The organism is Mycobacterium sp. IS-2888 (assembly GCF_001954215.1).
Taxonomy (GTDB): Bacteria; Actinomycetota; Actinomycetes; order Mycobacteriales; family Mycobacteriaceae; genus Mycobacterium.
Genome location: NZ_MBET01000014.1, coordinates 1 through 25,069 on the forward strand (window position 1 = coordinate 1; position 25,069 = coordinate 25,069).

23 protein-coding genes and 1 pseudogene are annotated in these 25,069 nt (G+C 69.1%); 10 read left to right on the forward strand and 14 right to left on the reverse strand.

Annotated elements, in window-relative coordinates; translation table 11 throughout:
* The first annotated feature begins 232 nt into the window (after positions 1–232).
* Positions 233–1,390 carry an Mrp/NBP35 family ATP-binding protein gene (locus A5745_RS02120; RefSeq protein ID WP_139329405.1) on the forward strand — a complete coding sequence of 386 codons (1,158 nt, stop codon included), beginning with the start codon at positions 233–235 and terminating at the stop codon, positions 1,388–1,390.
* 4 nt (positions 1,391–1,394) lie between these two features.
* On the opposite strand, the gene tatB is transcribed toward A5745_RS02120, so the two are convergent.
* The 4 genes and pseudogenes from tatB to sigE form a co-directional block, all read right to left on the reverse strand.
* Positions 1,395–1,790: a Sec-independent protein translocase protein TatB gene (tatB, locus tag A5745_RS02125; protein WP_076114939.1), complete on the reverse strand. Its 396-nt coding sequence runs from the start codon at positions 1,788–1,790 to the stop codon at positions 1,395–1,397.
* Positions 1,791–3,302, reverse strand: a complete 1,512-nt coding sequence (locus tag A5745_RS02130) for a S1C family serine protease (protein ID WP_076114940.1) — start codon at positions 3,300–3,302, stop codon at positions 1,791–1,793. It lies immediately after the preceding gene.
* A gap of 132 nt (positions 3,303–3,434) precedes the next feature.
* Complete coding sequence (rseA, locus tag A5745_RS02135) at positions 3,435–3,827, reverse strand: anti-sigma E factor RseA (protein WP_076114941.1); 393 nt, start codon at positions 3,825–3,827, stop codon at positions 3,435–3,437.
* Positions 3,828–3,916: 89 nt separating this feature from the next.
* A pseudogene (sigE, locus tag A5745_RS02140) lies at positions 3,917–4,728 on the reverse strand (RNA polymerase sigma factor SigE).
* A 215-nt stretch (positions 4,729–4,943) separates the two neighbouring features.
* Here sigE and A5745_RS02145 point away from each other — a divergent pair.
* The 6 genes from A5745_RS02145 (at position 4,944) to A5745_RS02170 (ending at position 11,297) form a co-directional block, all read left to right on the forward strand.
* The gene (locus tag A5745_RS02145) at positions 4,944–5,618 is read left to right on the forward strand and encodes an O-methyltransferase (RefSeq protein WP_076114942.1); all 675 of its coding nucleotides are present in this window, start codon (positions 4,944–4,946) and stop codon (positions 5,616–5,618) included.
* Between the two features lie 80 nt (positions 5,619–5,698).
* Positions 5,699–6,337, forward strand: a complete 639-nt coding sequence (locus tag A5745_RS02150; RefSeq protein WP_076064036.1) for a TetR/AcrR family transcriptional regulator — start codon at positions 5,699–5,701, stop codon at positions 6,335–6,337.
* Positions 6,327–7,265: an ABC transporter ATP-binding protein gene (locus A5745_RS02155; RefSeq protein ID WP_076114985.1), complete on the forward strand. Its 939-nt coding sequence runs from the start codon at positions 6,327–6,329 to the stop codon at positions 7,263–7,265. Before A5745_RS02150 ends, A5745_RS02155 begins: the two co-directional genes overlap by 11 nt.
* A complete protein-coding gene (locus tag A5745_RS02160) occupies positions 7,262–8,905 on the forward strand; it encodes an ABC transporter permease (RefSeq protein ID WP_139329406.1) in 1,644 nt (547 codons plus the stop codon). The genes A5745_RS02155 and A5745_RS02160 overlap by 4 nt, the downstream gene beginning before the upstream one ends.
* A 13-nt stretch (positions 8,906–8,918) precedes the next feature.
* Positions 8,919–9,593: an isoprenylcysteine carboxylmethyltransferase family protein gene (locus A5745_RS02165; RefSeq protein WP_076114986.1), complete on the forward strand. Its 675-nt coding sequence runs from the start codon at positions 8,919–8,921 to the stop codon at positions 9,591–9,593.
* 18 nt (positions 9,594–9,611) lie between these two features.
* Positions 9,612–11,297 carry a CocE/NonD family hydrolase gene (locus A5745_RS02170; protein ID WP_139329407.1) on the forward strand — a complete coding sequence of 562 codons (1,686 nt, stop codon included), beginning with the start codon at positions 9,612–9,614 and terminating at the stop codon, positions 11,295–11,297.
* Position 11,298: 1 nt separating this feature from the next.
* On the opposite strand, the gene glgC is transcribed toward A5745_RS02170, so the two are convergent.
* Positions 11,299–12,513, reverse strand: a complete 1,215-nt coding sequence (gene glgC / locus A5745_RS02175) for a glucose-1-phosphate adenylyltransferase (protein WP_076064043.1) — start codon at positions 12,511–12,513, stop codon at positions 11,299–11,301.
* A gap of 178 nt (positions 12,514–12,691) precedes the next feature.
* Here glgC and glgA point away from each other — a divergent pair, with 178 nt between their 5' ends.
* Positions 12,692–13,855: a glycogen synthase gene (gene glgA / locus A5745_RS02180; protein WP_076114945.1), complete on the forward strand. Its 1,164-nt coding sequence runs from the start codon at positions 12,692–12,694 to the stop codon at positions 13,853–13,855.
* Between the two features lie 25 nt (positions 13,856–13,880).
* Here glgA and A5745_RS02185 read toward each other — a convergent pair whose 3' ends face one another.
* The 7 genes from A5745_RS02185 to A5745_RS02215 form a co-directional block, all read right to left on the reverse strand.
* Positions 13,881–14,048 (reverse strand): DUF3117 domain-containing protein, encoded by a 168-nt coding sequence (locus A5745_RS02185; RefSeq protein ID WP_003406247.1) that lies wholly within the window; start codon positions 14,046–14,048, stop codon positions 13,881–13,883.
* A gap of 166 nt (positions 14,049–14,214) precedes the next feature.
* The gene (tag, locus tag A5745_RS02190; protein WP_076114987.1) at positions 14,215–14,796 is read right to left on the reverse strand and encodes a DNA-3-methyladenine glycosylase I; all 582 of its coding nucleotides are present in this window, start codon (positions 14,794–14,796) and stop codon (positions 14,215–14,217) included.
* Positions 14,797–14,801: 5 nt separating this feature from the next.
* Positions 14,802–15,170 (reverse strand): DivIVA domain-containing protein, encoded by a 369-nt coding sequence (locus tag A5745_RS02195; RefSeq protein ID WP_076064048.1) that lies wholly within the window; start codon positions 15,168–15,170, stop codon positions 14,802–14,804.
* Positions 15,171–15,203: 33 nt separating this feature from the next.
* The gene (locus A5745_RS02200) at positions 15,204–16,133 is read right to left on the reverse strand and encodes a glucosyl-3-phosphoglycerate synthase (RefSeq protein WP_076114946.1); all 930 of its coding nucleotides are present in this window, start codon (positions 16,131–16,133) and stop codon (positions 15,204–15,206) included.
* Positions 16,130–16,954 (reverse strand): dihydropteroate synthase, encoded by an 825-nt coding sequence (gene folP / locus A5745_RS02205; RefSeq protein ID WP_175879750.1) that lies wholly within the window; start codon positions 16,952–16,954, stop codon positions 16,130–16,132. Before folP ends, A5745_RS02200 begins: the two co-directional genes overlap by 4 nt.
* A 124-nt stretch (positions 16,955–17,078) precedes the next feature.
* Complete coding sequence (fadD6, locus tag A5745_RS02210) at positions 17,079–18,854, reverse strand: long-chain-acyl-CoA synthetase FadD6 (protein WP_076114947.1); 1,776 nt, start codon at positions 18,852–18,854, stop codon at positions 17,079–17,081.
* A 46-nt stretch (positions 18,855–18,900) separates the two neighbouring features.
* Positions 18,901–19,464: a TIGR00730 family Rossman fold protein gene (locus tag A5745_RS02215; protein WP_076114988.1), complete on the reverse strand. Its 564-nt coding sequence runs from the start codon at positions 19,462–19,464 to the stop codon at positions 18,901–18,903.
* A gap of 59 nt (positions 19,465–19,523) precedes the next feature.
* Here A5745_RS02215 and A5745_RS02220 point away from each other — a divergent pair, with 59 nt between their 5' ends.
* A complete protein-coding gene (locus A5745_RS02220) occupies positions 19,524–21,665 on the forward strand; it encodes an ATP-binding protein (RefSeq protein ID WP_076114948.1) in 2,142 nt (713 codons plus the stop codon).
* Positions 21,666–21,677: 12 nt separating this feature from the next.
* Here A5745_RS02220 and dapE read toward each other — a convergent pair whose 3' ends face one another.
* Positions 21,678–22,754, reverse strand: a complete 1,077-nt coding sequence (gene dapE / locus A5745_RS02225) for a succinyl-diaminopimelate desuccinylase (protein ID WP_076114949.1) — start codon at positions 22,752–22,754, stop codon at positions 21,678–21,680.
* Positions 22,755–22,798: 44 nt separating this feature from the next.
* Here dapE and dapD point away from each other — a divergent pair, with 44 nt between their 5' ends.
* Complete coding sequence (gene dapD, locus A5745_RS02230; protein ID WP_139329409.1) at positions 22,799–23,752, forward strand: 2,3,4,5-tetrahydropyridine-2,6-dicarboxylate N-succinyltransferase; 954 nt, start codon at positions 22,799–22,801, stop codon at positions 23,750–23,752.
* On the opposite strand, the gene A5745_RS02235 is transcribed toward dapD, so the two are convergent.
* Positions 23,749–25,035, reverse strand: a complete 1,287-nt coding sequence (locus A5745_RS02235) for an MFS transporter (protein ID WP_076114990.1) — start codon at positions 25,033–25,035, stop codon at positions 23,749–23,751. The genes dapD and A5745_RS02235 overlap by 4 nt on opposite strands.
* Between the last annotated feature and the right edge of the window lie 34 nt (positions 25,036–25,069).

Sequence of the window (25,069 nt, forward strand, 5' to 3'; positions counted from 1 at the left end):
CCCCACCACCGCCGGATGCCGTCCCGCCGGCCGCGCCGCCGGTGGCCGGCCCCGCCGCGGCTACGCCCAACGCCGCGGGAGCGCCCAACGCGGCGGGATCGCCGAACGCCTCGGCGTCACCCAGGCCGGCCGGCCCGGCGTCGAACGCCGCGGCCAACCAGCCGGCAGTGGCCCCGGCGGCCTGACCCGTCGGCCGACCGGCCGCAGCGCGAGCCGCCTACACTCGGCGGTGATGTCCCGTCATGACCCCGCAGGTTCGCAAGCCGACCTGAGCGCAACCATCCGCACCGCCCTGAGCAAGGTGATCGACCCCGAATTGCGGCGTCCCATCACCGAACTCGGGATGGTCAAGAGCATCGACGTCGCCCCCGACGGCGGCGTGCACGTGACGATCTACCTGACCATCGCCGGCTGCCCGAAGAAGAGCGAAATCAGCGAGCGGGTAACCCAAGCCGTCGCCGACGTTCCCGGCACCGGCGCGGTGAAGGTCAGCCTGGACGTGATGAGCGACGAACAGCGCACCGAGCTGCGCAAGCAGTTGCGTGGCGATGCCCGCGAGCCCGTCATCCCGTTCGCCCAGCCGAGCTCCACGACCCGCGTCTACGCCGTCGCCTCCGGCAAGGGCGGCGTCGGCAAGTCGACCGTCACCGTGAACCTCGCCGCGGCGATGGCCGCCCGCGGCCTGGCGGTGGGCGTGCTCGATGCCGATATCCACGGCCATTCCATTCCGCGAATGATGGGCACCACCGCCCGGCCCACCCAGGTCGAGTCGATGATCCTGCCGCCGATCGCCCACGAGGTGAAGGTCATCTCGATCGCGCAGTTCACCGAGGGAAACACGCCGGTGGTCTGGCGGGGCCCGATGCTGCACCGCGCCCTGCAACAGTTCCTGGCCGACGTCTACTGGGGCGATCTGGATGTGCTCCTGCTCGACCTGCCGCCGGGCACCGGCGACATCGCCATCTCGGTGGCCCAGCTGATCCCGAACGCCGAGATTCTGGTGGTAACAACACCCCAGCTGGCCGCGGCCGAGGTCGCCGAGCGGGCCGGCAGCATCGCGCTGCAGACCCGTCAGCGCATCGCCGGCGTCGTGGAAAACATGTCGGGGCTGATGCTGCCGGACGGCTCGACGCTGCAGGTCTTCGGCGAGGGCGGCGGCCAGCAGGTCGCCGAACGGCTCTCGCGCGCCACCGGCGCCGACGTGCCGCTGCTGGGCCAGATCCCGCTGGACCCCGCGCTGGTGGAAGCCGGTGACGCCGGCCTGCCGATCGTGCTGAGCGCGCCCGACTCGCCGGTGGGCAAGGCGCTACGCGGCGTCGCCGATGGCTTGTCGACGCGGCGGCGCGGCCTGGCCGGAGTGTCGCTGGGCCTCGATCCGACCAAGCGCTGAGTGCTCAGGTCGCGTCGGTGTCGAACGGCGTGTGACCGGGAACCTGCGGCTGCGCCGCCGGCGAGTAAGGCTCCGCCGGCTTCGCGGGCGCGCCGTTCACCGGGCGCTCGAAATTGCCGGTGAGGAAAGAATCGTCGCCGTCGAGCAGGTGTTTGGTGAGCGCGGCGCGGGGTGTCATGCCGCGTAGCCTCTGCAGCTCGCTCAGCGGGGCACGCAGATCGTCGAACTCGGGTCCCAGGTCCTGACGCAGCTGGCTGGTCATGCCGCTGAGGTAGTCGCGGGCCTGCCGCAGCGCGTTGGACGTCCACCGGATCGCGCCCGGCAGCCGCTCCGGTCCCAGGATCACCAACCCGACCACGACGAGGACGAGGATGTGCTCCCAGCTCAGGTTCGCGAACACCTAGCCGTTATCCCCGTCCGGTTTCACGGTCAGCGTGACGTGCCGACCGTCGCGGACCACCTCGACCGGGGAGTCCTGCCCGACGTTGAGCTGCCTCACCGCGACGACGAACTCGTCGGCGTCGGCGACCTTGCGGTTGCCGACCTTGACGATCACGTCGTTCTCCAGGATCCCGCCCTTCTGCGCGGGGCTGCCCGCCTTGACGTTGGCGACCTGGGCGCCGGACGCGATCGCGTTGCTCACCGACCGGGTGCTGACCCCGAGCGTCGGATGCACGATCTTGCCGTCCTTGATCAGGGTCTGGGCGACCTCTCTGGCCTCGTCGATCGGGATCGCAAAGCCCAGCCCACTTGCGCTGTCCGACAACGACTTACCCGCGGTGTCGATGCCGATCACCTGGGAATCCATGTCGATCAGTGGGCCGCCGGAGTTGCCGTGGTTGATCGAGGCGTCGGTCTGGATGGCGTCGATGACGGTATCGGTGTCAGAGCCCTCCCCCGACAACGGCACAGGACGGTGCAGCGCGCTGACGATGCCGTGCGTCACGGTGCTGCGCAGCCCCAGCGGCGAACCCGCGGCAAGGACCTCGTCGCCGACGCGCACCTTGTCCGAATCGCCGAGCCGGGCCACGGCCAGGTTGTCGACGTTGTCGACCTTGAGGACGGCCAGGTCGGTCTTGGGGTCGCGCCCGACGAGGTTGGCGGGCACTTCCTTGCCGTCGTTGAACACCACTGTGGTCTTGAACTGGCTCGGGTTGTTGGCAGCCTCGGAAATCACGTGGTTGTTGGTGACGATGTAGCCACGACCGTCGATGACGACGCCGGAGCCCTGCATGCCCTCCTGGTCGCTCTTCGACTCGATGGTCACCACGGAATCCGCGGTCGCGGCGGCCACCTTCGCGAACCGGCCCGCCGGTCCTTCGTTGTTGCCCGGGGTCGACAGCGTCACCTTCGAGGTGGTGAACGCCTCGACGACTTCGGCCGTCTTGCGGCCGACCACCCCGCCGATCAGCCCGATCACCAGCGCGATCAGCACCAGCACGGCCAGCGCCAGGTAGGACACCCTGCCGCCGAACAGCACGTCGCGCACGCCCAGCTTGCCGCCGTAGCCGAGCGCGGAGTGCGGTGCCGGCGGGGTGACCGCGGGGGTCCCAAGCGCGGCCGCGGCCGCGGGGTCTCGCCATGGATCGTCGAGCTCGTCCGGCCCGGCGCCGTCGGTCTCGGCCGTCAGCGCACCGGCATCGACGGGGTGGCGTTGCAGCGACTCGCCGACCCCGACCGGCCGGCTGAACGCCTCTTCCAAAACGGGGTCGGCCGGCTGATCGTGCGGCGAAAACTCGGACTGTTCCCGGTACTTCTGCGGGCGCACGCGCTCCGCCACGAAGGACCCCTGCTGCCCCGCGGGGCGACCGAACGCCTGCCGCGAGGCGGGGTCGACCGGTGGCCGGGATATGGGGCGCGGCGCGAGGCGGTTGCCGTTACTGCCGCTGTCGTTGCCTTGGTCGGAGGTCACTTGATCCTCTTAAATCCTCGTCTGAGCGCTCGAAAACTGCCTAATACAGGGCCCTTTACCGGGCGAGCACCAGGCACGGCATTGTCCGTGTCCACCCTAGTATCCACGGTTTTCTGATTGCGGGGACTCAAGCTAGGAGCGCTTGCGCCGGTTGCGCGCGTCGCGGTCGGCGAATCCGTCGGGCAGCTGGGATGTGTCGTCGGGCGAACTGTGCGGAATATCGGCCAGCATGCCGAGCAACCCGCTGGGGATGCGGATCGGCTGCGAGTCGCGCAGCGCGCTGCGCGCCCGGCTCTGATCTTCGACTTCTGCCGCGCATTGCGGGCACAGCGAGAGGTGATGGGCGGCCCGCAGATGGGCGTTCATCCGCAGCTCGCCGTCGACGAAGGCCGCGATCGCCTCGACGGACAAATGCTCGGTCGAGCCGAACCGGCGCGGCGCGCCGACGGGCGCATCGCTTTGGGAGGCGAATTGGGCGGGGAGCCAGGAGAACGCGCGGCGGAACACATGTCCTCGCTCGGACATCACCAGCTCCTTTCGCTGCTACGTACCCCTCGAATGTAGCGCGACGAAGCGCCGAACACCCGCCTCGAGACCCCAACGCTGCGCTATTGTCACCGCGCGTCACCGCGCGTGGGCCGACTCGGGCCGCGGGTGACCCGCCGTATTACGCCGACTTGGTGTGCAGCGCACCGCCGTTTTCGTGGTGCGCGGCCAGGTAATCGCGCAGCGCCTGACGCCCGCGGTGGATGCGGCTGCGCACGGTGCCCAACTTGACGCCCAGGGTGGCACCGATCTCCTCGTACGACAGACCTTCGATGTCACACAGCACCACCGCGGCACGAAATTCCGGCGGCAGCGAATCCAGGGCGGCCTGCAGGTCGGGCCCGAGCCGCGAGTCGTGGTAGATCTGCTCGGGATTCGGTTCGTCGGCGGGGACCCGGTCGTAATCCTCGGGCAACGCTTCCATCCGGATGCGGGCGCGGCGGCGGACCATGTCGAGGAACAAGTTGGTGGTGATGCGGTGCAGCCAGCCCTCGAAGGTGCCCGGCTGGTAGTTCTGCACCGAGCGGAAGACCCGGATGAACGTCTCCTGCGTCAAGTCCTCGGCGTCATGCTGGTTGCCCGACAGCCGGTAGGCCAGCCGGTAGACGCGGTCGGCATGCTGGCGCACCAGCTCGTCCCACGACGGCATGGTGGCCTTGTCCCCGGTCGCATCGAACACCGCCGTTCCCTGCAACGCGTCGGGCGTTTCCACCCACTCGTCGTCTCGGCACTCCTGCGCGTGAGACATGCTGCTCGGGCTCAAAAGAGTGGTGATGATTGGGTCCTCCGGGTTTGCCCTGGCATCAGGGTCTGATAATTCGTCAGCGGCAACGCGAAGTCGCCACTGTGTATTCCCGGTCCAGTACCCGCCGCGTTCCATAGGCAAACCGTCGCGCATCGGCGTATGCGCGGCATAGGAGCACACTGAGGTTTGCCTGAGAAACCAGATCGTTACCTGCGATACGCAGGGCGTATCCACCGCGCAGTGAGCTTCGTCGCGCCGCGGCGTCCGGGCGTGTCGGCCCCGTCGGCTCACGTGCCCGGCTCAGGCGCGCCTGACCTACTGCACCGCGAATCCGGCATACGCTGCCGGTCATGGACGGTACCGATAACGGCGCGGTGGCCCCCGACCATGCGGCCCCCAGCCGAGCCGAGGCACTTTCCGCGCACGCCGAGGGGTCGATATCGGAAGACGCGATCCTGGCGGGCGCCCGCGAGCGTGCCATGGACATCGGCGCCGGGGCGGTCACGCCCGCGGTCGGTGCGCTGCTGAGCCTGCTGGCCAAGCTCAGCGGCGGCAAGGCCGTCGCCGAAGTGGGCACCGGCGCGGGAGTCAGCGGACTCTGGCTGCTGTCGGGCATGAGCGACGACGGCGTCTTGACCACGATCGACATCGAGCCCGAGTATGTGCGGCTCGCCAAGCAGGCCTTCGCCGAAGCCGGCATCGGGCCGTCGCGCACCCGGCTGATCAGCGGCCGCGCCCAAGAGGTGCTCACCCGGCTCGCCGACCAATCGTATGACCTGGTGTTCGTCGACGCCGACCCGATCGACCAGCCCGATTACGTCGTCGAGGGCGTGCGGCTGCTGCGACCCGGCGGCGTCATCGTGGTGCACCGAGCCGGGCTGGGCGGCCGCGCCGGTGACCCCGCCGCGCGCGACGCCGAGGTGGTCGCGGTTCGCGAGGCGGCCCGGTTGATCGCCGAGGACGAGCGGCTCACCCCCGCGCTGGTGCCCCTCGGCGACGGCGTGCTCGCCGCGGTCCGGGACTAACCGCGCCCCTGATTTCTTTACGGATTCCTAACGGCGTACCTCATTGACGTCCGGCTGAACGACTGTTTAGTGTACTGAACATGCGTTCAGCCGACCTCACCGCCGCCGCCCGGATCCGCGACGCGGCGATCGAGCAGTTCGGTCAGCGCGGCTTCGACGTCGGGCTGCGCGCGATCGCCGAAGCGGCGGGGGTGAGCGCCGCGCTGGTCATCCATCACTTCGGCTCGAAGGACGGCCTGCGCAAGGCGTGCGACGACTTCATCGCCGAAGAGATCCGCGAGACCAAGTCGGAGACGATCCAGTCGAACGACCCGGCCACCTGGTTCGCGCGGCTGGCCGAGATCGAGGAATTCGCCTCGATGACAGCCTACCTGGTGCGCAGCATGCAGACCGGCGGCGACCTGGCGAAGATGTTGTGGCAGCGAATGATTGACAACGCCGAAGAGTATATGGAAGAGGGCGTGCGAGCCGGCACGGTCAAGCCCAGCCGTGACCCTAAGGCCAGGGCAAAATATCTCGGCATCACCGGAGGCGGCAGCCTCCTGCTCTACATCCAAATGCACGACACGCCAACCGATCTTCGTGCGGTCCTGCGCGACTACGCCCGGGACATGATCCTGCCGGCCCTCGAGATCTACACCGAGGGCCTGATGGTCGATCGCACCATGTATGACGCATTTCTGGCCGCAGATGATCAAGGAGAATCACATGGCAGCTGAAAACACACCCATCGAAATCCGGGATCTGACAAAGAATTTCGGAGCCGTGCGAGCGCTGGCCGGCCTGAACCTGATGGTGCGCGCGGGAGAAGTGCACGGATTCCTCGGACCCAACGGCGCCGGGAAGTCCACCACCATCCGCATCCTGCTGGGCCTGGTGAAGGCCGACAGCGGAACCGTGCGGTTGCTGGGCGGCGACCCGTGGACCGATGCCGTCGAGTTGCACCGCCAGATCGCTTACGTGCCGGGCGATGTCACGCTGTGGCCCTCGCTGACCGGCGGCGAAACGATCGACCTGCTGGCCCGAATGCGCGGCGGAATCGATGACAAACGCCGCGACGAGCTGATCGAGCGCTTCGACCTCGACCCGCACAAGAAGGCGCGCACGTACTCGAAGGGCAACCGCCAAAAGGTCTCCCTGATTTCGGCTTTCTCGTCGCGGGCCGGGCTGCTGCTATTGGATGAACCCAGCAGCGGGCTGGACCCGTTGATGGAGAACGTATTTCAGCAGTGCGTCGCCGAGGCCCGCGACCGCGGTGTGACGGTATTGCTGTCCAGCCACATCCTGGCCGAAACCGAGGCGCTGTGCGAACGGGTGACCATCATTCGGTCCGGCAGGACCATCGAGAGCGGTTCGCTGGACTCGATGCGCCATCTCAGCCGCACCTCGATCAAGGCCGAAATGACCAGTGATCCCGGTGATCTCACTCGGATCAAGGGCGTCGAGGACATCAGCATCGACGGCAATACGTTGCGTGCCCAGGTCGACAGCGAAAGCCTGGGAGAACTCATCCGGGTGCTCGGCGACGCCGGCGTGCGCAGCCTCGTCAGTCAGCCGCCGACCCTGGAAGAGCTCTTTCTGCGCCACTACGACACGGCCGGCGACGGCCAGCGCGAACGCAGCGGAAGGAAGGTTTCGGCGCTGTGAGCACCACGGTTCTGGAGCGGCCACGCCCCTCGGCGCACCCTGGGCCGCAACGCAGTTCGAATTTCTCCGGAACGCTTGGGATGCTGCGCCTGTATTTGCGCCGCGACCGGATCTCGTTGCCGCTGTGGGTCCTGCTGCTGTCGCTCCCCTTGGCGACGGTGTACATCGGCAGCATCGAAAAGGTCTACCCCACCCAGGCCGGCCGCGCCGGATTTGCGGCCTCCATCATGGCCAGTCCGGCCCAGCGTGCGCTCTACGGGCAGATCTACAACGACAGCCTTGGGGCAGTTGGCATTTGGAAAGCGGGCATGTTTCATGTGCTGATCGCGGTGGCCGTCATCCTCACGGTCATCCGGCACACCCGCGCCGACGAGGAGACGGGCCGGACCGAGCTGATGGACTCGACGGCGGTCGGCCGCTACGCCAGCCTCACCGCGGCACTGATGTTGTCGTTCGGGGCGTCGATCGCGACCGGCGCGATCGGCGCGGCGGGATTGCTCAGCACCGACGTCCCGCGCGGCGGGTCATTGGCTTTCGGGGCGGCGCTGGCCGGCTCCGGCGTGGTCTTCACCGCCGTGGCGGGGGTGGCCGCGCAGCTATCGCCGAGCGCGCGATTCGCCCGCGGTGTCGCGTTCACGGTGTTGGCGGCGGCGTTCACGCTGCGCGCCATCGGCGATGCCGGCTCCGGCACGCTGTCGTGGCTCTCGCCGCTGGGCTGGTCGCTGCAGGTTCGGCCCTACGCGGGCGAGCACTGGTGGGTGCTGTTGCTGCACCTGGCGACAGCGGCCGCGCTCACGGCGGTGGCGTATCGGCTGCTGGCCGGCCGCGACGTCGGCGCCGGGCTCGTCGCCGAACGCGCCGGCCCGGGTAGGGCCGCGCCGGGGCTGGGCAACGTCTTCGGGTTGGCCTGGCGGCTGGACCGCGGCGCCCTAATCCTGTGGACCGTGGGCCTGTGCCTGTACGGCCTGGTGATGGGCAGCGTGGTGCACGGCATCGGCGACCAACTGGGCGACAGCACCGTCGCGCGCGACATCGTCGCGCGGATGGGCGGCACCAGCGTCCTGGAGGAGGCGTTCATCGCGGTGGCGTTCGCGATGCTGGGCATGGCGGCGGCCGCCTTCGCCGTCTCGCTCACCTTGCGCCTGCACCAGGAGGAATCCGCCCAGCGAGCCGAGACCACCCTGGCCGGTGCGGTGTCGCGCACCCGTTGGCTGGCCAGCCATTTGATCGCCGCGCTGGCCGGCTCCGCGTTCGCGATGCTGGCCTGCGGCGTGGTGGCCGGACTCGTGTACGGCGCGGCGGCCGGCGACGTCGGCGGCAAGTTGGCGACCGTCGTCGCAACCGCGGCGGTGCAACTGCCCGCGGTCTGGCTGCTGGCCGCCGTGACGGTCGCATTGTTCGGTCTCGCACCGCGATTCACGCCGGTGGCGTGGGGCGTGCTGGTCGGATTCGCCGCCCTGTACCTGATCGGTTCGCTTGCGGGCTTCGGGCAGTGGGTGCTCGATCTCGAACCGTTCGCCCACATTCCGCGGGTCGGCAGCGACTTCACCGCCGTGCCGCTGCTGTGGCTGCTGGCTATCGACGCGGCACTGATCGTCGTGGGAGCCATCGCTTTTCGACGGCGTGATCTACGGCAGTAGGGAGGACACCATCATGAAAACCGCTGTTAAGTTAGTGGTTTCGAGCATTATCGGGCTTGCCGTCCTGGGCTTTATCCTGTTCTATCCGGCGGGCACGTTCGACTATTGGCAGGCGTGGGTTTTCATCGCGATCTTCACGATTGCGACGCTCGTCCCGAGCGCGTATCTGGCCCGGACGAACCCGGCGGCCCTGCGGCGGCGCATGCACGGCGGGCCGCTGGCCGAAGCCAGGACGGTTCAGAAGTTCGTCATCATCCTGGCGTTTGCCGGACTCTTCGGGATGATCGCGTTGAGCGCGCTCGACCACCGGATGGGTTGGTCATCGGTGCCGACGGTGGTGTGCGTCCTCGGCGACGTCCTGGTGGTAACGGGCCTGACGGTGGCCATGTTCGTGGTGATCCAGAACAGTTACGCGGCCGCCACGGTCCGGGTGGAGGAAGGTCAGAAGTTGGCCTCCCGTGGCCTGTACAAACTGGTGCGACACCCGATGTACACCGGAAACGTGATCTTGATGGTGGGCATCCCCCTGTCGCTGGGTTCCTACTGGGGGCTGTTGGGTCTCACCGTCGGCCTCCTGGCACTCGTCCTGCGCATCCTCGACGAGGAAAAGCTGCTCACCCAGCAATTGGCGGGATACCGCGAGTACACGCAGCGGGTGCGCTATCGGTTGATACCGAATGTCTGGTAGCGGGCCTATGGTATGGCCGTGGCCCGCAATCCGGCACCTGCACTCGACCGGCCGTGGCGGCGTCCCGGCGCCCTGCGATACGCGCTCCGCCGCCTGCGCGGCATCGCAAAACCGCCGGTAACCGTCACCGATCCACCGCAAGACCTCGTCGTCGACACCGACCTCGAGGTGCCGACCCGTGACGGAACAGTGTTGCGGATCAACGTCTTCCGACATTCCGACGTCACCCGCCCGGTCATCCTCAGCATCCATCCGTACGGCAAGGACAACCTGCCGAAGCGGCGCGGCAACAAGTGGACGTTCCCCATGCAGTACCGGATGCTGCGCCAGCCCACGCCGGTGCGCTTCTCGGCCCTGACGGGCTGGGAGGCGCCCGATCCGAGTTGGTGGACCGCGCAGGGCTTCACCGTCGTCAACGCCGACTCGCGCGGCTGCGGCCATTCCGACGGCACCGGAAAGGTGCTCTCGCGCCAGGAAGCCGAGGACACCTACGACCTCGTGCAGTGGATCGCCGACCAGCCTTGGTGCGACGGCAACGTCGTGATGCTCGGCGTGTCCTACTTGGCCATCAGCCAGTACGCCGTCGCCGCGCTGCGGCCGCCCGCGCTGCGCGCGATCTGTCCGTGGGAAGGGTTCACCGACGCGTATCGCGACCTGACCTACCCGGGCGGTGTGCGCGAGTGCGGCTTCACCCGGATGTGGTCGCGCAACCTGTCCCGCGATACGCGGCAGACCTATGCCCTGGTGTCGATGCAGGACGAGCATCCCCTGCGCGACGATTTCTGGCGCTCGCTGACGCCAGACCTGTCGGCCATCACGGTTCCAATGCTGGTCTGCGGCAGCTTTTCCGACAACAACCTGCACTCGCGCGGCTCGGTCCGGGCCTTCATGCAGGCCGGCTCCGCCCACGCCCGCCTCTACACCCATCGCGGCGGCAAATGGGCGACGTTCTACTCCGAGGACGCACGGGCCGAGCAGCTGAATTTCTTCTGCGGCGTGCTGGACGGCGCGCCCGCTTCGCGCAGCGTTCGTCTCGAGGTGCGCGAGGATCGCGACACCATCGCCGCGGTCCGCGAAGAAGCCGCCTGGCCGCTCGCCCGAACCCGTTGGCGGCCTTTATATCTGGGATCGGCCGGGCTGCTGGCAACGGAGCGGCCGGCGGAGGAGGGCCGCCTCGCGTTCGAAACTCTGTCCCGCGCAGCGTCATTCAGCTACACCTTCCCAGCCCAGACCGAGCTGACCGGTCCGATGGTCGCGCGGTTGTGGGTAGAACTGGACGGCTGCGACGACGCGAACCTGTTCGTCGGCGTCGAGAAGTGGCGAGACGGACGGTTCGTCGAATTCGAGGGGTCCTACGGCTACGGCCGTGACCGCGTCACCACGGGCTGGCAGCGCGTCGCGCTGCGGGCCCTGGACCCTGAGCTCTCGCGGCCCTGGGAGCCGGTCGCGACATGCACCGAGCCGCGGCCGCTGTCGGCGGGCGAGGTGGTCGCCGTCGATGTCGCACTGGGCCCGTCGGCAACGCTGTTTCGCGCCGGCGAGCAGCTGCGGCTGGTCGTCGCGGGGCGCTGGCTGTGGCCGCGCAATCCGCTCGTCGGTCAGATGCCGGCGGCCTACCGGAACTCACCGCGCGGCCGGGTCGCCCTGCACTGGGGCCCGCGTCACGACGCGCATCTGCTGATCCCCGAGATCCCCGGGCAGTGAGCTAAACCCAGACGCCCTTGCCGACCGCAACGACGCCGCCGGCGCTGATCGCGAACCGCTCGCGGTCCTTTTCCAGGTCGACGCCGACCATCTCGCCGGGCCCGATTACGACGTTCTTGTCCAGGATCGCGTGGCGCACCACGGCGCCGCGGCCCACCCGGGTGCCCGGCATGATCACGCTGCCCTCGACGATCGCGCCGTCGTCGACCACGACGTTCGACGACAACACCGAGTTGCGCACCGACGCCGCCGAGATGATGCTGCCGGCGCCGACCACCGACTCCTGCGCCGAGCCGCCGTTGACGAACTTCGCCGGTGCCAGGTTCTCCGTCGCCCCGCGGATGGGCCAGCGCCGGTTGTACAAATTGAACACCGGGTGCACCGACACCAGGTCCATGTGCGCGTCGTAGAACGCGTCCAGCGTCCCGACATCCCGCCAATAGGCCCGGTCCCGGTCGGTGGCCCCGGGCACCTCGTTGTCGGAGAAGTCGTACACCGCCGCTATCCCGTCGTCCACCAGCCGCGGGACGATGTCGCCACCCATGTCGTGGTCGGAGTGGTCGTCGTCGGCGTCGGCGCGAATCGCGTCGATGAGCACCTTGGTGGTGAAGATGTAATTGCCCATCGACACGAACGTCGTATCCGGATCGTCCGGAGTGCCCGGCGGGTCCAGCGGCTTCTCCACGAAGGCGCGGATCCGGCCGGAGTCGTCGGCGTCGATGCAACCGAACGCGGTGGCTTCGGCGCGCGGTACCCGGATGCCGGCCACGGTTGCGCCGGCGCCGCTGTCGATGTGGAACCGCACCATCTGCTCGGGATCCATCCGGTACACGTGGTCGGCGCCGAAAACCACGATGTAGTCCGGGTCTTCGTCGTAGATCAGGTTGAGCGACTGATAGATCGCGTCGGCGGAGCCGGTGTACCAGCGCGGGCCCAGGCGCTGCTGCGCCGGCACGGGGGTGATGTACTCACCGGCCAGGCCGGACAGCCGCCAGTTCTGCGATATGTGGCGGTCCAGTGAATGCGACTTGTATTGGGTGAGAACGCAGACCCTCAGATAGCGGGCGTTGACGAGATTGGAGAGCACGAAGTCGATCAGCCGGTAGGCGCCACCGAAGGGGACCGCGGGTTTGGCCCTGTCCGCGGTCAGCGGATACAGCCGCTTGCCTTCGCCGCCGGCCAGGACAACACCCAGCACGTGTGGCGCTTCCCTCATGGCTTCAAACCTAACGGCAGCCGCGCGGTGCTGCCAGGGGGAAGCGCCCTATTGCCCTCCCGATCGGGCAGGCCCTGACGGGCTGTCCGTCAAGGTATTTGGGTCGATCGGACCCCACGGCGACGGATCGTCCCGCCCGACTCGCGGATGGTGCCGTCAGCGAACTACGGTGCGCAGTATGCGGGTGGCGATGATGACGCGGGAGTACCCACCGGAGGTCTACGGCGGGGCCGGGGTACACGTCACCGAACTGGTCGCACAACTGCGCCGGCTGTGCGCGGTCGACGTGCACTGCATCGGCGCACCGCGTCCCGGCGCCCTTGCCTATCAGCCCGACCCGCGGATCCACGGCGCCAACGCGGCCCTGTCCACCCTGTCCGCCGACCTCGTGATGGCCAACGCGGCCTCGGCGGCCACCGTCGTGCACTCGCACACGTGGTACACCGGCCTGGCCGGCCATCTGGCCGCGCTGCTCTACGACATCCCGCACGTGCTGACCGCGCATTCGCTCGAGCCGCTGCGGCCGTGGAAGGCCGAACAGCTCGGCGGCGGCTATCGGGTGTCGACGTGGGTGGAACACACCGCGGTGCTGGCCGCCGACGCGGTGATCGCGGTCAGCTCCGGCATGCGTGAGGACGTGCTGCGGGTCTACCCGACGCTGGATCCCAGCCTGGTACATGTCATTCGGAGCGGGGTCGACACCGACGTGTGGTATCCGGCCGGGCCGGGGCGCGCCGGGTCGGTGCTGGCCGGCCTCGGCGTCGACCCGAGCCGCCCCAGTGTTGCGTTCGTCGGGCGGATCACCCGGCAGAAGGGCGTGGCTCACCTGCTGGCGGCCGCGCATCGCTTCAGCCCCGACGTGCAGTTGGTGCTGTGCGCCGGCGCTCCCGACACCCCGGAGATCGCCGACGAGATTCGCTCGGCCGTGGCCGCTTTGGCCCGCACTCGCACCGGGGTGTTCTGGATTCGGGAAATGCTGCCCCTCGGGCAGCTACGTGAAATACTTTCGGCGGCAACTGTTTTCGTGTGTCCCTCGGTCTACGAGCCGTTGGGCATCGTCAACCTGGAGGCGATGGCCTGCGGCACCGCGGTGGTGGCCTCCGACGTCGGCGGGATACCCGAGGTGGTCGTCGACGGGGTCACCGGATCGCTGGTGCATTACGACCCCGACGACGCGGACGGTTACCAGGCCGGGTTGGCCGAAGCGGTCAATGCGTTGGTCGCCGACCCGGAACGGGCGAAGCGCTACGGCCGCGCGGGGCGGCAGCGCTGCATCGAGGAATTTTCCTGGGCCCGCGTCGCTGAGCAAACGCTGGACATCTACCGGAAGGTGGGTGCGTGACTCCGCCCGGCAGCCTGTAGCGGGTCTAGCTGGTGACGCCCTTGAGTTCGTCGCCCAGGGCGGCGGCCTCGTCGGGCGTCAACTCGACGACAAGGCGGCCACCACCCTCAAGTGGTACCCGCATTACGATGCCGCGCCCCTCCTTGGTTGCTTCCAGAGGACCGTCGCCGGTCCGGGGCTTCATCGCCGCCATCGAATGCTCCCTCCAAGTTCGAGCTGACCCGCCTTCGCGGACCGGGTCGGCGCCGAGCACGCCCCGCCAGTGGATTTCCAGCCATACCCGACATTGAACTGCCAAATCACTCCCCCATTGTTCCCTATTCGGGTCGGCAGTTACACAAAGACCCGGCTCTGGCACGTCACCGGCCTTGCGCGGGCACCCAGCAAGCACGGATATGGTCGTCCACCATGCCGGTCGCCTGCATCAGCGCATAGGCGGTGGTCGGCCCGACGAAGCGGAACCCGCGGCGTTTGAGCTCGCGCGCCATCGCCTTCGATTCGTCGCTGGCCGAGGGGATTTCAGACGCGTCGGCGGGCCGGGGTCGCCGCGGCGGCGCGAACGACCACAGCAGCTCGGAAAGGTCCTCGGGAGAGCCAAGGTCGGCCGCGGCGCGTGCATTGGCGATCGTCGCGTCGATCTTGGCGCGGTTTCGGACGATGCCGGAGTCGGCCATCAGCCGCTCCACGTCGGCGTCGGTGTAGCGGGCGATCTTCTCGACGTCGAACCCGGAGAAGGCGCGCCGGAAATTGTCCCGTTTGCGCAGGATGATCAGCCACGACAGACCGCTCTGGAAGGCTTCCAGGCTCATCCGTTCGAACAACGCCACCCCGTCGCGGGTTGGACGGCCCCACTCCTGGTCGTGGTAGTCGCGGTACAGCTCGAAGTCGGCTCCGGGTCGAAGGTCCGCCCAGCCGCAACGAACCAGATCCTGATCACTCAAGTCGCTCACACAGTGTCCTGACGATCCTCGCCCTCGTCGGGTTCCACGGCGTCGCCTTCGGCCTGTTTCTCGGCGACCTCGGCGGCCGGCGCGGGGTTGGCGGCCGCGAGCTGCCCGCGCAACGCCTCGAGCTCGCGGGCCAGCCGATCGAGCACCCAGTCCACCTCGCTGGTCTTGTAGCCGCGCAACGCCTGCGTGAATTTGACGGCGTCGACGTCGGCGCCCGTAACGCCGTACGCGGGCAGCACCGTCGCGGTCGTCCCGCGCGGCAGGGGCGGCAGCTGCTCACCGCGACCGAACAGCAGGCTGGCGGCGCCGAACAGCACGATCGCCACCAGCACCAGCACGACCAGGTAGAGCAGAACCAATGCCACGGGATCGATATTGCCCTATCGCGCCGACACGGATCAGCGTGGCCGCAACAGATTCATCGGCGGGCGGTCGACCAGCGACACGGGCGAGGTCTGTTCGGTGTAGCCGTCGCCGTCGGCGAAGAACTGGGTCAACCCGGCCCCGGAGTCGGGCAGGCCGCACCGCGCGAACAGGGTCGCGATGACCTGCCGGCTCATTGCACCCAGCTCCGAGAGCGGCCGGTTGCGATGGGCCCGCACGCCGAGATTGACCTGAGCGATCGCGTCCAGGCCCAAGCGGTCGAAGGTGTCGACCAGTAACCCGATCTCGACGCCGTAGCCCGGGGCGAAGGGCAACGACGTCAGCAGCTCCCGGCTGGCCGCGTACTCGCCGCCGAGTGGCTGCAGCACGCCGCCCAACTCCGGTCGCAGGGCCGCCAACAGCGGCCGGGCCACCAGCTCGGTGACCCGCCCGCCGCCATTTGTGCTGCCGTTCAGCGGTCGTCGGTAGAAGCTCTTGACCAGGTGGATGCCGTCGCCGGTGAGCAGCGGGCCGACCAGCCACGGCACGAACATCGGGTGCGGATTGATCAGGTCGGAGTCGACGAACACCACGATGTCGCCGCTGGTGGCCGCCAGCGAACGCCACAGCGCCTCGCCTTTGCCGGGCCGCGTCGGGATCTCGGGCAGGGCCTGTTCGCGGCTGACCACGCGGGCGCCGGCGGCGATGGCGCGGATCTCGGTGTCGTCGGTCGAGCCGGAGTCCAGCACGATCAGCTCATCGACCAGACCCCCAGAATCCCGGACCAGCGGCGAGATGCTGTCGATCACCGATTCGATGGTGTCTTCCTCGTTGAGCGCGGGCAGCACCACCGAAATCGTCCGACCCGCCTTGGCTGCTTCCAACTCGGCGATGGTCCAGTGCGGGCGGTTCCAGAGCAGTCTGTGGCCGGTGAGATCGCCGGCGATCAGCTCCGATGCGGTCATGCGAGCCCCCTCACGGTGCGCGCCGGCTGGCGCATGCCCTGGATCGAGGCCACCATTTCCAGCACCCGACGGGTGGCCGCGACCTCGTGCACCCGAAACATGCGGGCACCCGCGGCCGCCGCAAGCGCGGTGGCGGCCAGGGTGCCCTCCAGCCGTTCGGTCAATCCCACACCCAGAGTCTCCCCGACGAAGTCCTTGTTGCTCAAAGCCATCAGCACTGGCCACCCGGTCTTAACAAGATCGCCGACGTGACGCAACAATGCCAGCCCGTGGAAGGTGTTCTTGCCGAAATCGTGGGTCGGGTCGATCAGTACCCGATCGCGGGCGACGCCGGCCGCGACTGCCCGCTCGGCGGCCTCGGTGACCTGGCGGATCACGTCGTCGACGACGCCGCGGGTGGTCGTGCCGTAGCTCACCCGGAAGGGACGCGTGCGTGGCTGCGCCCCGCCGGTGTGCGAACAGACCAGGCCGGCGCCGAACTCCGCGGCCACCTCGGCCAGGGCGGGGTCGTGGCCGCCCCAGGTGTCGTTGATCAGATCCGCGCCGGCCGCGCAGGCCACTTTGGCCACTTCCGAACGCCAGGTGTCCACGCTGATCAGCTGGTCGGGGTATTCGTGGCGAAGCCATTCGATGAACGGCACCAGCCGGGCGATCTCGGTGTCGGCATCGACGTTGTCGCCCGGGCCCGCTTTGACGCCGCCGACGTCGATGACATCCGCGCCCTCCTCGACGGCCAGGTGTGCGGCGGCCCTGGCCGCGTCGTCGCTGAAGGCCGCACCCTTGTCGTAGAACGAGTCCGGCGTGCGGTTGACGATCGCCATGATCAGCGGGCGATCCGCGGCGACCGGTCGGCCGCAGAGGGTTGACTGCACACGTACATGGTGCCTGGCCTTGCTCGCGAACGTGCGGCCGGCCGCACGCTCGGCGCAAACCGAGCCGCTAGCGCTACGGGCGCTTACCCGCCGCGACTTCGTCGGGATATTCGTCGTAGTAGGGCACGTAGCCCTCGTCCCGGCCGGCCAGGACGAACAGCGGGTCGTCCACGTCGGGGCCGTAGGCCTGCTCACGCAGCTCGACCTTGCGGCTCTTGAACGTCGTGGTCTGCTCCAGGGCCGAAACCACCCGCACGAACAGCGGCAGGGCGTAGCCGGGCAGCTGGCCGTAGACGGCACCGGCCAGCGATTTGCCGTCGAACTCGGCGCCGTCGCGCAGCTTGACCGCGGCCATCCCGGCGCGGCCGCCGGTGCGGGGAATCTCGACGCCGAAGACCGTGCAGTCCTCGACGGACCCCTCCGACGTCAGCGCCGCTTCGACCTGCGTGGTGGCGACGTTCTCCCCCTTCCAGCGGAAGGTGTCGCCCAGCCGGTCCACGAACGCGGCGTGCCGCATGCCCTGCGGGCTCATCACGTCGCCCGAGTTGAACCAGCAGTCGCCCTCACGAAAAGCGTTGCGCACCAACTTCTTTTCGCTCGACGCTTGGTCGGTGTAACCGTCGAAGGGCTGCAGCCGGTTGACCGGGCTGATCAGCAAGCCGGGCTCGCCGGCGGGCACCCGGCGCACCCGTCCGTTCTCGTCGCGCAGCGGGGTGCCGGTGTCGGGGTCGTACTCCACGTAGGCCAGCTGCGTCGGCGAAATGCCCGTCGTCCGAGGCACATTGAAGATGTTGATGAACGCGGTGTTGCCCTCGCTGGACGCATAGAACTCACACACCCGCGCGATGCCGAACCGATTGGTGAACTCGTCCCAGATCTCCGGCCGCAGCCCGTTGCCGGCGATGAGGCGCACCTTATGCGCCCGGTCGGTGGGCTTGGGCGCCTGGTTGAGCAGATAGCGGCAGATCTCGCCGATGTAGATGAACGCCGTCGCCCGGTTAGCGATCACCTCGTCCCAAAACCGCGACGCCGAAAACGACTTGCCCAGCGCGAGCGTCGCCCCGGAATTGATCACCGACGACAGGGCGACCGTCAGCGCGTTGTTGTGATACAGCGGCAGGCAGCTGTACAGCGTGTCGGAGCTTTTCAGTCGTAACCCAAGCCCGCCGAACGCGGCCAGCGCCGCCAGCCAGCGGCGGTGGGTCATCACGCTGGCCTTGGGGAACCCGGTGGTGCCCGACGTGAAGATGTAGAACGCGGTGTCCTTGGCCAACACCGCGGACGCCGATGCCGGGTTGGTGGCCGGCGCGCTCGCCGCGAATCGCTCCACGTCTTCGATGGTCATGGTCTCGGTACCGGCCGTGGTGTCGCAGTCGGTGACGACGCTGACCAGGTCCGTCTCCGCGATCAACACCTTGGCGTCCAGCAGGCCCAGGCTGTGTGCCAGCACCTCACCCCGCTGGTGGTAGTTGAGCATCCCGGCGATCGCGCCGCACTTGACCGTTGCCAGCATCGTCAACACCGCGTTGGGCGAGTTGCGCAGCATGATCGCGACGACGTCGCCGTGGCCGACGCCGCGGGCGGCCAGCACGGCCGCATACCGGTTGGCGGCCGCGTTGGCGTCGCGGTAGGTCAGTTCCTGGTCGCCGAACCTCAGGAAGACCCGGTCGCCGTAGCGAGCGGCACGGTCGGCGAACACCGTGCCGATCGACTTCTTGGAGTTCGGAAACGCCAGCAGCCCGGTGCGCACACCCCGCGCGATCGATGGCAGATCGGCCAGCACGCGCGGCGCCCGAACGGCGATATCGGCCAGCCCGACCGCTGCGCGCGCTCCCCCGTCTTTCGACACGTGATCCCTCGTTCCCCTCGGCGCCGTCCCATTAAGCCCGCCGACCTCACGTGGGGGCGCACGCCTCTATTGCGGCACCCACCTTATCGACCAGCACCAGGCGGTCCATCGCGACCTGCGAGATGTACCCGCTGTCCAGCAATCCGTTCAACCAGATCCACAAGCCCTCGTAATGGCCCCACGCGTCGAGCATCACCACGGGTTTGCGGTGCATGCCGAGGTAGCCGCTTGTCCAGGCCTCGAAGAACTCGTCGAGGGTGCCGATACCGCCCGGCAGCACGATGAACGCATCGGCGCGATCCTCCATGATCTGCTTGCGCTCGCGCATGGTCTCGCTGACGATCAGCTCGTCGGCTTCGGTATCGGCCAGCTCCCTGCTCATCAAGTGTTCGGGGATCACCCCGACGGTCCGGCCGCCCCGTGCCCGCGCCGCGCTCGACACCGCACCCATCGCCGAGACGTGGCCGCCGCCCCACACCAGGGTCCACCCGCGGTCGGCTATCGCCTCACCGAGCTCGGTGGCCAGCTCCAGCAGTTCGGGATGCGTCGGGACGGACGCGCAGTACACGCACACCGACCACCCACTCGATGAATCGCGCTGTGCCGGCATAACCGAAAGGTAAACCACGCCCGGTGCGGTGCGCACACCGCGCGCACTAAAATCCGGCGGTGCCGATTCGATGGAATGTCCCCCAGCATGCGGGCGCCCTGGAACGGCTCGATGCCGCGCTGGGCGACGGGGCGCGGGCTGGGGCGGTAGTGCTGGGACCGGACGGCTGCGGCAAATCCACGTTGGCCCGATTGGCCGCCGAACGGTTCGCCGGCCGGCACCCGGGCACCGTCACCCGCTGGGTCACCGGAACCCCGACCGAGCGGGCGGTGCCCTTCGGCGCCTTCAGCCACCTGGTGGACATCGACGAGATCGGCAAGCCGGCCGCGCTGTTGCGGGCGGCGCGGGCATCGCTGGGCCGCGACGACCAGCAGGGCGAGCTGCTGCTCATCGTCGACGATGCCCACGACCTCGACATCCTGTCGGCCACGCTGGTCTATCAATTGGCGCTGGCCGGAACCGCGCGCCTGATCGTGACCGCCCAAGATTCCGGGGCCGCACCCGAAGCCATCGCGGCGCTGTGGACGGACGGTCTGCTGGACCGGATCGACATCGAGGTGCCCGGCGGGGCGGCTCAGAAATCCACGCCGGCCGAGGTCGACGCGTTCCTCGCCGAGCTCCCCGCGCCTGCGCGGGCGGTGCTGGACTACCTGGCGGTCGCCGAGCCGTTGTCGCTCGCCGATCTCACCGTCCTCGCCGGCGACGGCGCGGTGAGCGAGGCGGTGCAATGGGGCGCGGCGGAAACCCGGGTGCGCGACGAGCGCGCGGACGACCCGGTGGTCTACACGGCACACCCGTTGTTCGCCGAACGCGCGCGTGCGGCGCTGGGTGGCGAGGGCGCGCGACAACGGCGCACCGAGCTGGTCACGCTGCTGTCGGAGCATCCACCGGAACACCTCGTCGACCGGCTGCGGCTGGCATCCCTGGCGCTGGACAGCGACGCCCCCCAGCGCGTCGCCGAGGTCGCCGACGCCGCGCGGCAGGCGTTCCGCCTGGGCGATCTCGCGCTGGGCGAACGACTGGCCCGGTCGGCGCTGGAGCGCTCCGGCGGCCTGGCCCCGCGGCTGGCACTGGCGCACGCCCTGGCGTGGCAGGGGCGGGGCCGGGAGGCCGACGCGTTGCTGGACGCCGTCGACTCCACCGCGTTGACCGAAGCGGCGCTGATGGATTGGGCGCTGCTGCGGGCGGCCAACCAGTTCTGGATGCTCAGCGAACCGGAGCGGGCCACCGCGTTCCTGCGGACCACCCGCAATCGGGTCACCGACGCGGGCCCGCGCACCACACTGGACGCGCTGAGCGCGACGTTCGCGATGAACGCGGGCAACGTCGGGCACGCCGTCAAAGTGGCGGGGGAAGTGCTGGCCTCGCCGTCGGCCGACGACCAAGCGGTGGCCTGGGCGGCCAGCGCCGCGGCGCTGTGCGCGGCGCGCCAGGGCCGCTTCGACGACGTCGAGCCGCTGGCCCAGCGCGCCCTGGCCGCCGAGCATCCCGGGCTGCTGCGCTTCACGATCGGGCTGGGCCAAACCAGCGCGCTGCTGATGGCGGGTCAGCTCGACGCGGCGCGAAAGCTTGCGCAACAGTTCACCGACTTCGCCGAGCTGCAGCAGCCCGGCCGCGCCATCGGCGAGGTGCTACTGGCGCATGTCCTGATCGCCGGCGGCGAATTCGCCCGGGCCGCAGCGCTTCTCGCTCCCGCGGCCGCCACCCTGGAACGCACCGGCTACTCGTGGGGGCCGCTGTCGCTGACGCTGTTGGCCACCGCTCTGGCGCAACAGGGAGACACCGCCGCCGCGGCAAAGGCATTGAGCAGAGCCGAATCCCGGCATGGAACCAAGTCGGCGTTGTTCACGCCGGAACTCGGTGTGGCGCGTGCGTGGCGGCTGGCGTCGGTGCGCGATTCCCACGGCGCGGTCGCCGCCGCCCGCGACGCCGCTCGGATGGCCGAACGCGGCGGTCAGTCGGCGGTGGCGCTGCACGCGTGGTACGAGGCCGTCCGGCTCGGCGACGCGCGAGCCGCGGACCCGCTGGCCCGGCTGGGCGGCGAGATCGACTGCGCCGTAGGCCGAATCGCGCTGGCCCATGCTCGGGCGTTGGCGACACGCGATGGCGCCGCGCTGCGAGCGGTGTCGCATGAGCTGGACGCCGCGGGTATGCGCGCGGCGGCCGCCGATGCCGCCGCGCAGGCGCAGCGCTGCGGCTGATTCCGCCGAGGGTCAACCACCCAAGTAGGGCCGCAGCATCGCGGCGGCGGCGGTGATCGCGGCGACCTGCACCCGTTCGTCGCGCCGGTGCGCCAGGTTCGGGTCACCCGGTCCGAAATTCACCGCCGGGATGCCGCGCGCGGCGAACCGTGACACGTCCGTCCACCCGTATTTCGCCCTGACGTGCCCGCCGGCAGCTTCGACCAGGGCCTTGGCGGCGGGCTGTGACAGGCCCGGCAGCGCGCCGGCGGCGGCGTCGGTCTGCTCGATCCGCACGTCGAGCCCGTCGAAGACGTCGTGCACGTGTTGCAGCGCCGCGTCCAACGAACGGTCCGGGGCGAAGCGGTAATTGACCGTCACGGACGCTGCGTCGGGAATCACGTTGCCGGCCACGCCGCCGTCGACCCGGACCGCCGACAGTCCCTCGCGGTAGGTGCAACCGTCGATGTCGACCGTGCGCGCGGTGTAGCGGGCCAGCCGGTCCAGCACGGCGCCGAGTTTGTGAATTGCGTTGTCGCCCAACCACGAACGCGCGGAATGCGCGCGGGTTCCGGTCGCGCTGATCACCACGCGCAGCGTGCCCTGACAGCCCGCTTCGATGTAGCCGCCGGTCGGCTCGCCCAGGATGGCCACGTCGGCGGACAACCAGTCCGGCAGTTCCCGCTCGATGCGACCCAAACCGTTTGCGGCCGCATCGATTTCCTCGCAGTCGTAAAACACCAGGGTCAGGTCGTGCGCAGGTTCCGCAATGGTGGCGGCCAGATGAAGGAAGACCGCGTCGCCGGATTTCATGTCCGCGGTGCCGCACCCGTGCAGCACATCGCCTTCCGGTTCGGTCGAGCGTCGGCTGGGCACGTTGTCGGCCACCGGGACGGTGTCCAGATGCCCGGCCAGCAGCACGCGCGACGGCCTGTTGCGATCGGTGCGCGCCAACACCGCGTTGCCGTTGCGAACGATCTCGAAGCCGGACGTCTGGGCGCGCAGGGCGGCCTCCACCTCGTCGGCGATGCGCGCTTCGTCCCGGGACTCGCTGGGGATGTCAACCAGCGCCGCGGTCAGCTCGATCGGATCGCCACGCAAGTCCAGCACGCCACCAAGGGTAGTGGTTCGGCGCGCGATGCCGGGCAAGTAGCGTGGCGAGCGTGACTGGAGCTGCTGGCATCGGATTGGCGACCCTCGCCTCCGACGGATCGATTCTCGACACCTGGTTTCCCGCACCGGAACTGACCGGACCGGGCACCAGCGGCACGTCGCGGCTGGCGCTCTCCGATGTTCCCCCGGAGCTGGCGGCGCTGATCGGCCGCGACGACGACCGCATCACCGAGACCATCGCGGTACGCACGGTCATCGGTTCCCTCGACGATGCCGCCGCCGACGCCTACGACGCCTACCTGCGGCTACATCTGCTGTCACACCGGCTGGTGGCGCCGCACGGGCTGAACGCCGGCGGCTTGTTCGGGGTATTGACCAATGTGGTGTGGACCAATCACGGCCCCTGCGCGATCGAGGGATTCGAGGCGGTGCGGGCACGATTGCGCCGCAAGGGACCGGTGACGGTCTACGGCGTCGACAAATTCCCCCGGATGGTCGACTATGTCATGCCCACCGGTGTGCGCATCGCCGACGCCGACCGGGTGCGGCTTGGCGCCCACCTGGCGCCGGGCACCACGGTGATGCACGAAGGCTTCGTGAACTACAACGCCGGCACCCTGGGCGCGTCGATGGTCGAGGGCCGCATCTCGGCCGGCGTGGTGGTGGGCGACGGGTCCGACATCGGCGGCGGGGCGTCGATCATGGGAACGCTGTCCGGCGGTGGAACGCAAGTGATTTCGATAGGCAAGCGGTGTCTGCTCGGCGCCAACGCGGGCCTGGGCATCTCGCTGGGCGATGACTGCGTCGTCGAGGCCGGCCTCTATGTCACCGCCGGAACCAAGGTCGTCACGCCGGACGGCAAGGCGGTCAGGGCCCGCGAACTCTCCGGCGCCAATAACGTGTTGTTCCGGCGCAATTCGCTCACCGGGTCGGTCGAAGCGGTGCCCCGCGACGGTCAGGGCATTGCACTCAACGAGGACCTGCACGCCAACTAGCGGCCGGACAGCTCTTCGAAGCGGGACCCGAGCGTCGTGCCGCTGGTCTCCGGCAGCAGGTAGGTGCAGACCAGGCCGATCGATGTCAGCACGGCCAGCATGGCGCCGATCGCCCAGCTGCCGTACGTCGCGAGCAGCGTCCCGGCGAGCAGCGGCGGCAGGGCCCCGCCGATGACTCCGGCGAGGTTGAGGGCCAGCGCCGATCCGCTGTAGCGGTATCGCGTGGCGAACAGCTCCGGAATGAACGCGGCGGTGGGCCCGGAGCCGATCGCACCACCGACGGCCATGCCGACGACGGCGACCACGTACATCGCCGGATTGCGGGTGTTCAGCAACGGCATCACCACGAACGCCCACGGCAAGAGCAGCGACCAGCCCAGCAGCATCAGGCGGCGGCGCCCGACCAAGTCGGAGAGGGCGGCCGACGCCGCGACCGTCGCGATGCTGAGGAGCCCGGTCAGCGCGCCCACCGACCAGATGAACCCGCGGGTGTACCCGAGGTGCGAATTGGCGTAGATGAGGAGATAGGTGTGACCCAGGTAGCCGAACCCGAATCCGCCCAGCAGGCTGCCGCCGGCCAGCAGGATCTCGCGGCGCTGCAGGCGCCACAGCTCCCCGAGCGGCGCCTTGGGGACCCGGTCGCGTGCCTTCTCCTCGGCGAACACCGGGGTCTCGTCGATGTTGAGCCGCACGTAGAGCGCGATCCCGATCAGCCCCGCGCTGAACAGGAAAGGCAGCCGCCATCCCCACTGCATGAACGCGGCGCTGCGTTCCCCGATGCTGAAGTTGACGCCCAAAAAGGTCAGACTGGCGAGCACGGAGGCGGTGCCCGCGCCGAGCAGGGTGAACATGCCGTAGCGGCCCCGCTTGCCGGCGGGCGCGTACTCGGCGCTCAGCAGCGCCGACCCCGCCCATTCGCCGCCGACGGCAAACCCTTGCAACAGCCGCAACACGATCAGGATCAAGGGGGCGGCCGCACCGATGGCGGCCGTGCTCGGCACCAGCCCGACGCCGACGGTCGACACGGCCATGATCAGCAGCGTTGCGACCAGCGTCTTCTTGCGGCCCAGCCGATCACCGAAGTACCCGAAGACGACCGCGCCCAGCGGCCGGGACAGGAACGCCGTCGCGAACGTCGCCATCGAGGCGACGATCCCCAGCGTCGAACCGAGTCGCGGGAAGAACACCGTCGGGAACACCAGCGCCGCCGCGGTCCCGTAGATAAGGAAGTCGTAGTACTCGATCGCCGAGCCGACGAGACACGCCGCCGCCACCCGCCTCATCGGTGTCGACGCGCGCGCGGCCGCAATCGTCGGC

Bases quoted from the DNA above. Each gene is read 5' to 3' on its own strand.
- glgC (WP_076064043.1), bottom strand. From the start codon at position 12,513: ATGAGGGAAGCGCCACACGTGCTGGGTGTTGTCCTGGCCGGCGGCGAA.
- glgA (WP_076114945.1), top strand. From the start codon at position 12,692: ATGCGGGTGGCGATGATGACGCGGGAGTACCCACCGGAGGTCTACGGC.
- rseA (WP_076114941.1), bottom strand. From the start codon at position 3,827: ATGTCCGAGCGAGGACATGTGTTCCGCCGCGCGTTCTCCTGGCTCCCC.
- A5745_RS02120 (WP_139329405.1), top strand. From the start codon at position 233: ATGTCCCGTCATGACCCCGCAGGTTCGCAAGCCGACCTGAGCGCAACC.
- folP (WP_175879750.1), bottom strand. From the start codon at position 16,954: ATGGCGATCGTCAACCGCACGCCGGACTCGTTCTACGACAAGGGTGCG.
- A5745_RS02185 (WP_003406247.1), bottom strand. From the start codon at position 14,048: ATGGCGGCGATGAAGCCCCGGACCGGCGACGGTCCTCTGGAAGCAACC.
- A5745_RS02150 (WP_076064036.1), top strand. From the start codon at position 5,699: ATGCGTTCAGCCGACCTCACCGCCGCCGCCCGGATCCGCGACGCGGCG.
- A5745_RS02165 (WP_076114986.1), top strand. From the start codon at position 8,919: ATGAAAACCGCTGTTAAGTTAGTGGTTTCGAGCATTATCGGGCTTGCC.
- A5745_RS02145 (WP_076114942.1), top strand. From the start codon at position 4,944: ATGGACGGTACCGATAACGGCGCGGTGGCCCCCGACCATGCGGCCCCC.
- A5745_RS02155 (WP_076114985.1), top strand. From the start codon at position 6,327: ATGGCAGCTGAAAACACACCCATCGAAATCCGGGATCTGACAAAGAAT.
- A5745_RS02215 (WP_076114988.1), bottom strand. From the start codon at position 19,464: ATGCCGGCACAGCGCGATTCATCGAGTGGGTGGTCGGTGTGCGTGTAC.
- A5745_RS02200 (WP_076114946.1), bottom strand. From the start codon at position 16,133: ATGACCGCATCGGAGCTGATCGCCGGCGATCTCACCGGCCACAGACTG.
- A5745_RS02235 (WP_076114990.1), bottom strand. From the start codon at position 25,035: ATGAGGCGGGTGGCGGCGGCGTGTCTCGTCGGCTCGGCGATCGAGTAC.